Source organism: Kitasatospora sp. NPDC101157 (assembly GCF_044768255.1).
GTDB lineage: Bacteria > Actinomycetota > Actinomycetes > Streptomycetales > Streptomycetaceae > Kitasatospora.
Genome location: NZ_JBIWPL010000003.1, coordinates 613,070 through 625,794 on the forward strand (window position 1 = coordinate 613,070; position 12,725 = coordinate 625,794).

Here is a 12,725-nt window from a genome sequence, read left to right on the forward strand (position 1 = left end):
CCGAGGATCATGTCTTCCGCCTTCGCCGCGAGATGCCCCGGTAGCAGTTCCTTCGCGACCGGTGTCCAGCCGTGAAGGTCGTTTTGCCTGGTCAGTGGCACTTTCGTGACAAACCCGCAGGTCACTGGCTTGCGGGGATCAATAGCTCTCGGAGTGGTAGGACTCCAGGCGAAGAATCCGAGTAGTCCCGTTCGATGTCGGTGCGATGCCAAGCTCCAGCGAGAACTTCACCTGCGCCGAGGGAGTGATCCCCGAGCTGGATAGGGCGCAGGTGGACACGAGCCTTGGCGCCCGGATCTTCGACGCCCCAGCACACATGGCCAGGTTCCGATCCCTGCTCGCCCGGTTCGAGTCTCGCGCCCTCTCGGAGGAGGAGACCCGAGAGTTCATCGCATCCATCAAGAAGGAAATGGAAGGCAAGCGTGAATAGTTCTCCGTGGCAGAAGTCCAGCTACTCCGGTGCGAGCGACAACTGCGTCGAAGTGCGTCAGACCAGCGGACTGGTCGAGCTACGCGAGTCCGACGACGGCGAGGTCATAGTCCGCACCGCCCCGGGCAGGTTCGCCGTGTTCCTCCGAGCTGCCAAGGCAGGCGAGTTCGACCACCACGCCAGCTGACGCCGCAGGCCCTCTCCGTCTCCTGGCACGGCACGCCCAGCAGCTTCCTCAGCCCGGTCCTCCCGCAGCAGACGCTGAAGGACCAACGGGCCCGCGTCCCCGTGCGGTAGCAGCCGGGGACGCCAGGTCGGCGAGCAGGTCGTCCAGGACCAGCTCCTCCTCGATGCGTCGGCCGGAGGCGAGCAGTGCCGGGCCCAGGGCCGGGTCCCAGGGGGCGTCCGTGGGAGTTCCGGTGAGGGGCGCGGTGTCGGGATGGGTGTCCCGGGCGCTTCGGTAGTCGGCGACCGTGTAGCGCCACGGGATCCAGGGGACGTGGGCGAGCAGGCGGGTGGCGATCCTGAGGCCACCCCAGTCGAAGTCGCCGTGGTAGCGGAACGTCCATCCGGCCTCGGCGTAGTGCCTCAGCAGTCGCAGGGCGGCCGTACTGGGCTGGCCCTGGAGGCAGACCAGGGGGGCGCAGTCGGGGCCGAGCCGGTCGGCGGCGGCCAGCACGACGGCCGGGTTCTCGCACACGTACGCCGTACCGCCGTGCCGCGGGCGGGGAGGGTCGCGGACGAGTTGCCGGAGGGTCAGGACGGCCGGCTGTCCGACCGCCCCGAGCGCATCGAGGGCTTGCCCGGTGGCAGTGTCGGGGTCCCCGGGGAGATTGAGGGTGAGGACCTGCGAGGAGAGTTCGTCGAGCAGGAGCCCTGCCGCCGCCCAGGTGTCGCGTCGCGCCTGGGCTCCGTCGCCTGGCGGGGCTCCGGTGAGGGCCCGGATGGCGTCCAGGGTGAGGGTCGCGAGCGGGCCGTGGTCCAACGCGTGGGCGCTGCCGACGTGTTCGGCGGCGAAAGTGCTGAGCGAGCGCGGCGGCGACACGGGCAGGTGCGGCAACAGGCGGGCCAGGTCCGCGAGCAGGGGCGTCGCCGCCTCGGGGTGGGACGCCAGGCGCCGGACCAGGCCGGTGGCGTGAAGGGAGGAGTACCAGCCGGCGAGTTCGGGCCGGGCGGCCACCGTGGCGGCCAGCGGGCCGAAGGCACTGTCCCAGGCCCGCGCCAGTCGATCGGCCGTCTGCTGGCGCGGGACGACCGGTCCGGTGAGCGCGACGACCGCAGCGGCCAGGCCGTCCGGGCTGGCGCCGCTGGCACGCAGCACCCGGTCGACGGCGGCCAACGACACGGACAACGAACGACCCGGCCGAGGCGCGCGACCCAGGAGCCGGGCCACGGCGGCCCGTTCGGCGTCGGCAGCACCGCTGAGGGTGACCGTGCCGTCGAGCGACTGCCCCGCCTCCATCCGGCGGCGGGCGCGGTCGAGCAGCCAGGTGAGTTCGGGGGAGCCGATCAGGCGTCGAAGCCGGGGAAGGTCCGTGATCAGGAGAACACGCTCCCCTGCCGTGGACCGGGCACCTCGCCGTCGGCCACCCGCGCACGCCGGTGACCGTCCCACTCCCATCGGGTGACCAGGACGGCGGCGATCTCGTCGACCCGGGAGAGCTGGGCGATGGCCAGGCCCGGCACCTGCGGGTAGCAGCCCCATTCGCGTTCGGACGTCATCACCACGTCCAGGTCGAAGGCGGCCAGCAGGCCGAGCGACTTGGCGCGCGAGTCGTCGTCCACACCGGCGAAGGCCTCGTCCAGGGTGACCAGACGCGGCGCGTGCGGGTTCCCGGCCGAGGCGTAGTGCGAGGAGGCCGCGGCGAACAACGGGAGCGAGACGGAGAGTACCCGTTCACCGCCGGAGGCCGGGCCGGTGGCGGACTGCCACTTGCCGTGCTGGTGACGTTCGATGCCGAACTCGTGCCAGGACCGGTAGTCGAGGGCCGCAGTGAGGTGCTCCAGCCAGGTCCCGGACGGATTGTCGGTGCGGGCCCGCTCGATCTGCGCCTGGAGGAACTCGCCGAGCGCGGCCCGGTCAGCGGCCGTCCAGGCGTCGGAGGACTGACGCAGGAGACGTTCGCGCGCGGCGGCGAGGCCGGCGGGAGCGTTGCGGGCGAGCTTCCAGACGAGCCGCAGCAGCATGCCGGTGCTGGTCGGACGGCCGGTGAGTTCCCCGTTCATGCGCAGGACCTGTTGCTCGGCGGCGCTGACCAGCTCCTGGAGGGTCCCGGCGACCTCGGTGATCAGGTGGTTCTCCAGGATCTCCTGCTCCCGGGCGGAGAGCAGCTGCTGCCGGTCGGCGACCTCGGTGGTCAGAGCGGCGGCCAGCTCGGGAACCGAGCGCTCACGCCCCTGGAACACGATGTCGACGACCAGCCCCTCCTCCAGCATCCGGGCCGTCGCGGTGTGGCCGTGGCGGGCGAGGGCGTCGGAGAGGTCCTTGAGCTCCTCGGTGATCCGGCGCTGGACGCGTTCCCACGCCGGATCGGCGTCGTCGACGGACTCCAGCTCGCGCTCGACGGCCCGGGCCAGGCGGACCGCCGGCTCAGGGGCCCAGGAGTCAGCGGCATGTCCGGCGGCCAGGTCGGGCAGGGCGACGGCGAGCAAGCCGGTGGCGGCGAAGCGGCGCAACGCTTCGATCGCCTCGGCACGGGTACGGGCGGTGTCCTCGATCTCGGTACGGACCCGGTCACGGAGGGCATCCGCGGCGGCCCGGCGACCGGTCGCGTCGTTCTGCGCCCGGCGGGTGGCCCGCTCGTCCTCCTCACAGGCCCGCGATGCGGCCTTCACTTCGGCGAGTTGGCGCTGCAGCTCGGCAACGGCGGCACCGACGGTGGCGGCGAGCGTCTCATGGCGCTCTCCCGCCGTGACGGCTTCGCGCGCCGCGTCGCGGGCGCGCTCGGCCAGCTCGGCGGCGTGTTCCGCAGCGCGGCCGTGGTCGGCCTCCTCCGCCGCCAGTGCGCTGCGGGCGGCGCGGGCCTCCCGTACGGCGGGCCACAGGGCGGCCAGGGCCTCACGGTAGGCACCGAGGTCGTCCCGGGCCTCCCGCAGGCCGGCGCCCGTGGCCGGCAGGCCGAGTTCCTCGGCCAGGCCGTGCAGTTCGGCAGTGGACTGTTCGGCGACGGCCGCTGCCCCAGCGGCTTCCCGCTCGGCGTCTGCGCGGCGCTCGACGGCCCGGGCATGCTCACGGTGCGCGGCCACCGCGGTGGCGTGTGCACCGCGCAGGGCTGTGTCGTCCGGAAGGGCGGCCAGTTCTGCCGCCAGGGTGCGAAGCTCGGCCTCCAGACGCTCCGATCGGGCCGATGCGTCCTCCAACTGCGCCGCGATCCGGTCGAGTTCCGTATCGATGGCAGCCATTCGGGCACGCCGGGCCTGCTCCCGGGCCCCCTCGCCGAGATACTCGGCGGCAGGCTTCGACCAGGCCCCGGTCAGCGGGCCGAGACGGAAGCGCCCGTCCAGACCGATCCAGCTGCCGCTGCTGGGCACTTCCTCGTCCGGGTGCAGCAGTCCGATGCCGCCGAGCAGCCGGTGGAGCAGCTCGTCGGACAGCACGGCTGCCGCCGGGTCCGCGCGATCCACCGCGGGACGCAGCACGGCAGCGAGCGAAGAACCGTCCACCGGCGCACCGGCGGTCGCCAGAACGTCCCAGGTACCAGCGGCTGCCACCGTTCCGTCCGGGGCGACCCAGGCGTCCAGCAGGCCCGAGGCTTCCAGGGCGGCTTCCAGACCGGCCTCCTGTCGTTGCGCCAGGCCGTCCCTGAAATCGATCAGTTGCCACAGCGGTGCGCCCGAACGACCCTCCCTGGCCCCGGGTGAGCGGGTGTACGAGGCCTGTGGCCCGCGCCGGCCACCCGCCCGCAGCTCGGCCAGCTCGGCCCGGAGGCGATCGCGGTGGTCGGCCCCGTCCCGCTGCTCGGTCTCCAGCGCGACCCGGCGGCGGGCCAGATCGGCCCCGATCGTGGACGCGGCCTGCTGCGCGGCCGACCGGGACGGGTCGGTACCGGCCAGTGTCGCACTCCACTGGCCGAGTTCATCGAGTACGCCTTCGATGCCGTCGGGGCGAAGCAGCGCGCACGCGTCGAAGTACGAGCGGACGGCAGCGAGGTAGTCCCGGGCCGCCTGCACCGTGCCCTCCTCGGCCTCGGCCCGCAGCTCCGCCTGACGAGCCAGGTCGCCGTCCGCGTCCTCCAGTCGGCGGCGGGTCCGGTCCAACTCCCGAACCGCGTCCTGCGCGGTCTCAAGGTGCTGCTCGACCAGGCCGATCGAGCGCTGACGGCGGTCGATGAGATCGGCAGCACTCCGCTGCACCGCTTCGGGCGCCTCACCCGCCGCCAGCGGAAGGGCCACCCGGTCGGCGTGCCCCGGCCCCAGCCCGGCCGTCGACGCAGCGGCACCCGAGCGGTCCAGTGCGCCGTCCCGGGAACGCTCCGCGGCCTCCGTCCGCGATCGCGCTGCGCCCAGCTTGGTCGCGAACCGTGTCAGGTCGCCCTCGGCCCGGAGCCGATCCGCCTCGGCACGGTCGGCGTCCTTCGCCGTACGCTCGGCCAGGGCGGCAGCCTGCTCCAGCTCACGGGCGCTGCGCATCTCCGGACCGGCCCGGAGGGCCTCTTCCCTGGCACGCAGCCCGGTTCGCCGCCGGTCCAGTTCCTCCAGTCGCGTCTCGGCTTCGGCCAGTGCGGTCCCGGCCGCCTCGAAGTCCTGTTCAGCGGTGTTCAGTTCGGCGCGAAGCGCCTCGTAGCGGGAGTGCTGGACGCGGGGGGCACGGGCCTTCCGCCGGGCGGCGACCCGGGCATATCGGCGGTAGTGCTGGAGGAAGGCCCCCGCGGCGCGCTCAGCGGCCGCCATGACGGCGAGCTGTTCCTTCTCCTCGTCCAGCGAGCGGAAGGCCTCGGCCACGTCGGCGACCACGGCCTGGTCCATCGGCGGCAGCGATTCGGTCAGGGCCTGGGAGAGTGCCTTCTCGCTGGGCCGCTTGGACAGCTGGGGCTGGCGCAACTGGATCAGGAGATCGACCAGGGCCGCGTACCGCTGCTCGCCCAGGCCGAACAGCGCCTCGTCCACCGCGCGCCGGTACGCCCGCGCCGAGTCGTACAGCAGGCCCCGCTCCCCCAGGGCCTCGGCCAGCCGGTCCCGGCCGACGGCCGCGCCGGTGGAATCGACCAACCGCAGCTCCGGGCCGATGCGTTGCCCGGTCACGAAGTACCAGTGGCGGGCGATCCCCCGGCCACTGACCGCCTTCAGCCCGCAGCCGAGCGTGGTGTAGTGCGCGGTACCGTCCGGGTCGAGGCGGCCGAACTCGATCCAGGTGTAACCGAGCCGCTCGGAGTGCGGGTGCTCGCCGCCCAGCAGCAGGTTCCACTCCATCCGCTTCTTGGGGTCCGCGTCCGGCTCGACCCGGTGCGAGGACAGGTCACCGTCCAGCAGGAAGGGCAGGGTCAGGGCGAGCACCTTGGACTTGCCCGTGCCGTTGTTGCCGCGCAGGAGCAGCCGACCGTCGCGGAAGTGGAACTCCTCCTGGTCGTAGTAGAACAGGTCGACCAACCCGATCCGGAGCGGCTGCCAGCGGAGGCGCCCAGGTAGCGGCAGCAGCGTCTCGACGGTGGTGTTCATCGGTTCCTCGTGCCCTTCGTACGGCCTGGCGTCGCCTTCATGTTCTTCCGGGCAGCGCTCTGACCGGGTTCCAGCAGCACTGCCTCGCCGACCCGGTAGCGCTCCAGGGCTGGTCTGGGCCGCACCGAAGCGGCACCGTCCGGGCCCTCCGCACGTGCCAGGAGCCCGAGCGCGACCAGCCGTTCGACGGCTTGTCCGGCCAGTTCCGCCTCGGCTCCGGGGACGGTCGCGCTGCGCCGCCAGAAGCCGGCATGCGCCACCGCCCAGTCGGCCACCTGCTGATGCAGGTCGGCCAGCGTGACCGTACCGCCCTTGCCGGCGAGGTACTCGGCCACCAGCAGCGCCACGTGGCCGTCGGTGCCCGACTCCGGCATCCGCAGATCCGTCAGGTCGTCATCGGGGTCGACCATCGCCAGGCCTTCCGCTCTCACTTCCGGCACCAGGCCGGTGAGTTCACCGATGCGCCGGGTGAGCGCGCCACGCTGCGAGGTGAGGTAGGCACTCTCGTTCTCGGTCAGCCCATCCACGTACACCACCGGGTCGTCCAGCAACCGGCGGGTCAGGCTGTGTCTCAACGCCCGGTTCCGCAGCTCGTCGCTGTCCGGCAGCACCTCTGCGTTGAGTTCGGCCAGTCGCTCCTCGAAGCCCTCCGCGTGAACGGTGCTCGGGCCCCGCCGGGCGACGAGCAGAACGGCGAGCACTCGGCGGTCCACGTCGTACAGGGCGTCTCCGGCCGATTTCAGGAAGGCCTCCTCGTCGCCCGCGACCTTGCTCAGGACACCCCATTCCAGCAGCAGCCGAACCACGGCCACCAGATCGGTGCGCTGCTCCCGGTCGGACAGGGTGAACCGGACGCCGGCGGCATCGAGCGCCGGATCGGCGGCCGCCAGCACGACATGCTCGGCCAACCGCCCCAGTGCGACCTGCTGCTCGGCTCGCTCCAGCACCGCCAGGCACAGGCACACCAGGACGTAACGGCGTCGCGAGAACGGCAGGCCGGTGCGCTGGTCCCTGGCCGGGTGCGTCGAATCGTCGGCCCGACCGGGAATGCGGCGGAGCCGGGCCACCTCGGAGTCCACCAGGAGCCCCCAGCCGGTGTTCCGCTCGAACCAGGTGCGCAGTTCTGTGGCGTACTGCCGCACCAGGCGGAAGTCGTCGGCATGGGAACCGCCCGCCCGGAGCAGGGGACGGCGCAACAACGCGCGCGCGGCGCGCCGCACCTCTGCGGCACGCTGCGCGGCGAGGGCGTCGCCCAGACGGTCGTCACTCATGGTCGGCCCGCACCGGCTCGGGGTGCCGTGCCAGGTCGACGATCTCGACCAGGTGGTCCGGTCCCCGCAGCACGCCGTCGAGTGTGCGGATCTCGGCGATCCCGCCACCGCGAATCCTGGTCAGTCTGATCTCCATCGTCCCGTCGTTGGTGGTGGTCGAGACGGACTCCGCGCCCGGACGCCAGGCCGACAACGCGTCACCGAGCAACAGCAGGAACAGCCGGAACGCCTCCCGGTCGAGCACCTCCAGGTCGCCGAGCCGCACCTCACCACGGGTCGCCAGCCCGGCCCGAACCGCCACCGTCTGTTCGGCCTGCTTCCGGGCCAGCTCAGCCAGGTACGCCTTGGCCTCGCCGCGGTCCTGCACCGCTGCGCGGCGGCCGCGGCGTTCGTACGAGCCGGTACGACGCAGCTGCGGACTGATCCGCACGCCCGGCGCGTCCCGCCAGGACACGGAAGCGGACACCGGCTCGGCCTCGCGCTCTGCGAGTGCCTCGTGATCGATCGTGAGGTGCCTGGCTGAATGGAGCCCGAACGCCGACCGCCACAGCCGGTGCCGGCTGTCGTCGTCGGGCGCTTCGGCGAACCATCGGGCGAGTTCGCGGAAGTCCGCCGAACGATCCGAACGGCCGGCCCGACGCTCGTTCAACGCCTGGATGACACCCAGCAGTTGGGGAATCGCCTGGCGGGCGGCGGAACGCAGCAACTTGGCCTGGGACGAACGGCCCGGCACGCTGAGGAACCAGGCCCGCAGGCCGTCCCAGCGACCGGACCACCGCCGCTCCGCCGCTGCCAGTGCCTCGGTCGCCACGTCCGGTGCGGCGTCGGCGGCCTCACGCTCGGCGGCCAGCCTCAGCAGTGGCCCGATCCGCCCGTCCTGCTGGGTACCGAGTTCCTCCAGCAGCCCGGCGATCTCCGCACCCCGGGTCACCAGGTCCTCGATGAACCGCTCCAGGTAGTCGATCAGCCGCTGCTTGTACGCGAGGAACACCTCGACCTCGGCCTCGTGAAGGTCGACCGTCCGCTGGAGCGAGTTCATGAAGGCGCGGGCGTTGTCGGCCAGTCCCGAGAAGCGGTCCACCAGGGCAAGCATCGCGAGGTGTGTCACGGCCGGGTCCGGTTCGTCCCGGTCGGCCAGCGCCAACAGGGCTCGCAGCTGCACGACGATGTCGGCGAGGGCGACCGCCTGCAACTCACCACGCCGGCCGAGCGCCTCGTCGTACGCGCCCAGCGCCTCCTCGGCGGCCTCGCCCTCGCGAGTGAGCTGGTAGATGTACCGGGACCGGTAGAAGTCCTCCAGCGCCGTAACCCGGCCGGTGTCCGGATCAGCCCGCAGGTTCCCCCACCTGGCCAGCCGTTCCAGTGCGACGGCGACCGCTTCCAGCGGCGGCCGGCCCTCCGGCGGAAGACCCAGGTGGACGTCCTCGGGGCGCAGATGAACGGTGAACTCCTGCTTGGCCCGGACGAACACCCCCATCACCTGTCGGTAGAGCTCACAACTCTCCGTGGTGAGGTGCGCGAAAGGCCGGTACCTCTCGCCGGCTCGGTCCGGGACGCCGTCCCGCGGGCTCGAACTCGGGTCGTCGCCGCTGGTCATGGGCGCCATTGTGCCGGACGGCCGTATCTGCGCGAACCAGTTCACCGAAACCGGGGCGACTTCGCGGAGGATTTGCCGGGGGCGCGGCGGGGTGGGGTAATGAGAGACGGCCGGTGTTTCAACGTCCCGTGAGAGACCCGGGAGCCTGTGATGAGCGGTGGGCCGGAACCGATCAGTGCCGAGGGGCTGCGCGCGGTGCGCGAGGAGTTGGCACAGCTGCGGGTGGAGCGGGGGGAGGTGGCCGCGACGCTTCGGGGGGACGGTCCGGCGGGTGATTCCGCGGATGCCGCCGACGAACTTCAGCGGGCCTCCGACGTGACGCGGCTGGACCGGCGGATCGCCGAGCTGGAGGGCCGGCTGCGGGAGGCCGAGGTGGCCGGGGCACCGTCGACCGAGGTGATCGGGGTGGGTTCGACCGTCACCGTGCGGTTCTCGGACGGCGAGGAGGAGACCGTCGAGATCTCGGAGCTGGCGGAGGAGCGGGAAACGACCCTGGTGACCTACGACAGCCCGTTGGGGAAGGCGCTGTTGGGCCGCCGAGCCGGGGAGACGGTGAACTACGAGACGCCGGGCGGCGCGGCGAGCGCGGTCGTGCTGGCGGTGGGGAACGGCCGGTAGGCCACGGGCGGAATTCCCCGTCGGGGGGTGCTCGCCCGGCCTCCGACGGGCGCGGCCCGTCGGCTCACGGGAACCACCTCTTCGACGCCCGGGGGCGATGAACCACGGCGCGGCCGCGGTGGGCGTCATCAGCCTGGCGGTCGTCGCCGCCCCCGGCCCCCGCCACCTGCCGCCGCCACCTGCCCGAACCGCGCACCGTCGGCAGGAGGGAGGATTCATCCGTACCGACCGGATCGAACCCCGAGGAGCCGACGACGATGGGCCGAGTGACCGTTCCGCGCAGGATACTGCGACTGCGCCAGGGCACCCCCTCGCACCGCCCCGACACCCTCGCCGCCGAGGAGCCGATGGAGATCCGGGTCGGCGGCCGCCCGCTGACGGTGACCATGCGCACCCCCGGCAGCGACTTCGACCTGGCGGCCGGCTTCCTGGTGAGCGAGGGCGTGCTGCACTCCGCCGACCACCTGGCCGGGATCCGCTACTGCGCCGGGGCCACCGCCGACGGCGGCAACACCTACAACGTGGTGGACGTGGTGCTCGCCCCCGGCGTGCCCGCCCCGGACGCCTCGCTGGAGCGCAACTTCTACACCACCTCCTCCTGCGGCCTGTGCGGCAAGGCCAGCCTGGACGCGGTGCGCACCACCGCGCCGTGGAGCGTCGCCGAGGACGGGCTGCGGGTCACCCCCGAGCTGCTCTCAGCACTGCCCGACCGGCTGCGCGCCGCCCAGAAGGTCTTCGACAGCACCGGCGGCCTGCACGCGGCCGGACTGTTCGACGCCGAGGGCCGGCTGCTCTGCCTGCGCGAGGACGTGGGCCGGCACAACGCGGTGGACAAGGTGGTCGGCCACGCGCTGCGCGAGGGCCTGCTCCCGGCGCGCGGCACGGTGCTGATGGTCAGCGGCCGGGCCTCCTTCGAGCTGGTCCAGAAGGCCGTGATGGCCGGCATCCCGATGCTCGCCGCCGTCTCCGCGCCCTCCTCGCTGGCGGCGGACCTCGCCGAGGAGAGCGGGCTGACGCTGGTCGGCTTCCTGCGCGGCGACTCGATGAACGTCTACACCCGCACGGACCGGATCGACACCGGCCCGGAAGACGCCGCCCGGGACGGCGAGTAGCAGGTCGGGCCGACCGTAGCGGGCCGGGCCGGGCCGACCGTGGCCGTCGTCGGCCGGCCCGGTCAGTCGGAGGGCTGGGGTGTCCAGCGGTGCAGGCCCTTGCGGTCGTAGTAGCGGGTCATCCCGAAGCCGAAGGCCAGGGCCAGCACGACGCCGACGGCGATCATGGTCCAGCCGCGGGCCAGCCCGGCGTCGGAGCGCGCGTCGAAGAAGAGGATCGCCCGGATGCCGTCGCTCAGCTGCCGCATCGGCTCGAAGGCGCCGAGGAAGCGGTAGAAGCCGGGCACCGCCTGCAGCGGGACGGTCGCCCCGGAGGACGGCAGGGCCAGGGCGATGAAGACGAACATGGACACCAGCTGCCCGATCCCGCCGAACGCGGCGTTGATGGCCTGCACCCCGAGGCCGACGGCCAGGCTGGCGCAGTAGGCGAAGAGCCAGAGCATCCCCGTGTGCGGGGCGTCCATGCCAAGGATGCCGACCGTGCAGAGCAGCACCAGGGAGGTGGTGAGCAGCATGATCCCGGCGGTCATCACCATCTTGAGCACCAGGGTCTGGGTGCGGCTGATCGGCACGGTCGGACGGCGGGTGTGCCAGGGGCCGATCTCGCTGTCGCTGTAGCCGAGCGCGCCGTCGACGCCGTTGTGGATGATGTTGCCGCCGATGAAGCCGCTCAGGACGGACAGCAGGGTGTAGTAGAAGGCGCTCAGGCCGAGTCCGCTGTGGCTGCCGATCGGTCCGGCCTTGGTGGTGACGGCGAACGGGTCGGCGAGCAGCAGCCGCGCGGTGGCGCCGCCGTCCGGGCCGGAGGCCTTGGAGGCGGGTACGGCGGCCAGGAGTTGTTTGCCGGTGGCGAGCGAGGCCTGGTGGGCGGCGCCCTGGGCGATCTGCGAGGCCATCGAGGCGCCGAGGCTGCCCAGGCCCGGGTTGGTGAGGACGGTGAGGGTGGGCCGCTCGGTGGCCCCGCCGGTGGCCAGCCCGGTGACGGCGGCGGTGAAGTCCTCGGGGACGAGGAGTGCGGCGTAGACCTTGCCGGAGGAGATCAGGTCCTGGGCGCCCGCCCGGTCGGTCTGCTTCCAGTGGACGGTCTCGCCCTGTGTGCCGGCCACCACCGCCCTGGCCAGCTGGGTGCCGAAGTTCGCCGGCTGCCCGGGCGGCGGCGCACCCCGGTCGGCGTTGACCAGGGCGATCGGCAGCCGGTGCAGGTTCCCGTTCGGGTTGACGATGCCCCCCATGTAGAGCAGCGAGAGCACCACGGCCACCAGGGCGCACAGGATGCTCGGGAAGAGCCACAGTTTCGGCTTCCGGGCGAGCGCCAGTGCCCTCGCCTGCCGGGGAGCCCCCTGGGAGCCTGTGGTCGCCATGCCACCCCTCGGTTCCGGGCACGGGCCGGTGCCGTGCCGCTACGGGTACGGCGGGAAGTCGTTCCGTGGGCGCGTGGCGGTCAAACCCGCGTCACCCGGGTGGCGGCACGCCCGGGACCCACCCGGAAGGTAAAGGTTCTACCAACTGCGCAAGTATTGCGCTCCGGCCGGTCTATGCTTCTGGAGGTTTGAAGAAGGCACCTCGTTCGGTGAGGCTTCTTCACGGACACAGGCCACTGATCCGACGACGTCGAGAGACGCCCAGGGTTAGGACAGATCCTCCCGACCTAAGGGTTGATCCGAAGTGGCTTCCGGCCCAGGGGGGTTGGACACGCCGTGGAGTGCCAAAGCTCTGACGAGTTGGGGTGAACCGGTCGCCGTTCCGCGCGCCGGCGAACTCCTTGCCGCGTCGATGACACGCACCACGGGGTGCGCCGACCGGGAGGGGGCGAGAGACATGGATTGCAGTAGTCCGGGCCACAGTAGCCCCTGCCCCCGCCTGTCCTCGTACGCCCCGTACACCTCCGGCACGCGGTAACGACCTTCCCCACGCGTCAAACTGACGGCACGTCAGCATCACCTCACCATGCACGCGTCTCCGCCGTGCCCGTACGGGCGCGCACCGCCGCGCGCCGATGCGCCGTGCCCGCACGCAGGGAACCACTGCCGCACGCCCCCAAC

The 12,725-nt window shown here is 72.4% G+C and carries 9 protein-coding genes and 1 riboswitch; of the genes, 4 read left to right on the forward strand and 5 right to left on the reverse strand.

Annotated features, from left to right (window positions below; all coding sequences use genetic code 11):
• Positions 1-175: 175 nt before the first annotated feature.
• Positions 176-430, forward strand: a complete 255-nt coding sequence (locus tag ACIRVF_RS09555) for a Scr1 family TA system antitoxin-like transcriptional regulator (protein WP_402815768.1) — start codon at positions 176-178, stop codon at positions 428-430.
• A complete protein-coding gene (locus ACIRVF_RS09560; protein ID WP_402815707.1) occupies positions 423-617 on the forward strand; it encodes a DUF397 domain-containing protein in 195 nt (64 codons plus the stop codon). The genes ACIRVF_RS09555 and ACIRVF_RS09560 overlap by 8 nt, the downstream gene beginning before the upstream one ends.
• Before the next feature lie 48 nt (positions 618-665).
• Here the strand turns inward: ACIRVF_RS09560 and ACIRVF_RS09565 are convergent, their stop codons facing one another.
• Genes ACIRVF_RS09565 through ACIRVF_RS09580 form a run of 4 tightly spaced genes read right to left on the reverse strand, consistent with a single transcriptional unit; the run spans position 666 to position 8,953 of the window.
• Positions 666-2,051 carry a TIGR02679 family protein gene (locus ACIRVF_RS09565; protein WP_402815708.1) on the reverse strand — a complete coding sequence of 462 codons (1,386 nt, stop codon included), beginning with the start codon at positions 2,049-2,051 and terminating at the stop codon, positions 666-668.
• Positions 1,970-6,085 carry a TIGR02680 family protein gene (locus tag ACIRVF_RS09570; protein WP_402815709.1) on the reverse strand — a complete coding sequence of 1,372 codons (4,116 nt, stop codon included), beginning with the start codon at positions 6,083-6,085 and terminating at the stop codon, positions 1,970-1,972. The genes ACIRVF_RS09565 and ACIRVF_RS09570 overlap by 82 nt, the downstream gene beginning before the upstream one ends.
• Positions 6,082-7,356, reverse strand: a complete 1,275-nt coding sequence (locus ACIRVF_RS09575) for a TIGR02678 family protein (RefSeq protein WP_402815710.1) — start codon at positions 7,354-7,356, stop codon at positions 6,082-6,084. The genes ACIRVF_RS09570 and ACIRVF_RS09575 overlap by 4 nt, the downstream gene beginning before the upstream one ends.
• Positions 7,349-8,953, reverse strand: a complete 1,605-nt coding sequence (locus ACIRVF_RS09580; RefSeq protein ID WP_402815711.1) for a TIGR02677 family protein — start codon at positions 8,951-8,953, stop codon at positions 7,349-7,351. The genes ACIRVF_RS09575 and ACIRVF_RS09580 overlap by 8 nt, the downstream gene beginning before the upstream one ends.
• Before the next feature lie 150 nt (positions 8,954-9,103).
• Here ACIRVF_RS09580 and ACIRVF_RS09585 point away from each other — a divergent pair, with 150 nt between their 5' ends.
• Positions 9,104-9,571 carry a GreA/GreB family elongation factor gene (locus tag ACIRVF_RS09585; RefSeq protein WP_402815712.1) on the forward strand — a complete coding sequence of 156 codons (468 nt, stop codon included), beginning with the start codon at positions 9,104-9,106 and terminating at the stop codon, positions 9,569-9,571.
• Positions 9,572-9,828: 257 nt separating this feature from the next.
• A complete protein-coding gene (gene fdhD, locus ACIRVF_RS09590; protein WP_402815713.1) occupies positions 9,829-10,683 on the forward strand; it encodes a formate dehydrogenase accessory sulfurtransferase FdhD in 855 nt (284 codons plus the stop codon).
• A 62-nt stretch (positions 10,684-10,745) separates the two neighbouring features.
• Here the strand turns inward: fdhD and ACIRVF_RS09595 are convergent, their stop codons facing one another.
• Positions 10,746-12,044 carry a YhgE/Pip domain-containing protein gene (locus ACIRVF_RS09595; RefSeq protein WP_402815714.1) on the reverse strand — a complete coding sequence of 433 codons (1,299 nt, stop codon included), beginning with the start codon at positions 12,042-12,044 and terminating at the stop codon, positions 10,746-10,748.
• A gap of 194 nt (positions 12,045-12,238) precedes the next feature.
• A riboswitch (M-box (ykoK) riboswitch) is annotated at positions 12,239-12,416 on the forward strand.
• Positions 12,417-12,725: the final 309 nt, after the last annotated feature.

Bases quoted from the DNA above. Each gene is read 5' to 3' on its own strand.
- ACIRVF_RS09565 (WP_402815708.1), bottom strand. From the start codon at position 2,051: ATGGGAGTGGGACGGTCACCGGCGTGCGCGGGTGGCCGACGGCGAGGT.
- ACIRVF_RS09570 (WP_402815709.1), bottom strand. From the start codon at position 6,085: ATGAACACCACCGTCGAGACGCTGCTGCCGCTACCTGGGCGCCTCCGC.
- ACIRVF_RS09575 (WP_402815710.1), bottom strand. From the start codon at position 7,356: ATGAGTGACGACCGTCTGGGCGACGCCCTCGCCGCGCAGCGTGCCGCA.
- ACIRVF_RS09580 (WP_402815711.1), bottom strand. From the start codon at position 8,953: ATGACCAGCGGCGACGACCCGAGTTCGAGCCCGCGGGACGGCGTCCCG.
- ACIRVF_RS09585 (WP_402815712.1), top strand. From the start codon at position 9,104: ATGAGCGGTGGGCCGGAACCGATCAGTGCCGAGGGGCTGCGCGCGGTG.
- fdhD (WP_402815713.1), top strand. From the start codon at position 9,829: ATGGGCCGAGTGACCGTTCCGCGCAGGATACTGCGACTGCGCCAGGGC.
- ACIRVF_RS09595 (WP_402815714.1), bottom strand. From the start codon at position 12,044: ATGGCGACCACAGGCTCCCAGGGGGCTCCCCGGCAGGCGAGGGCACTG.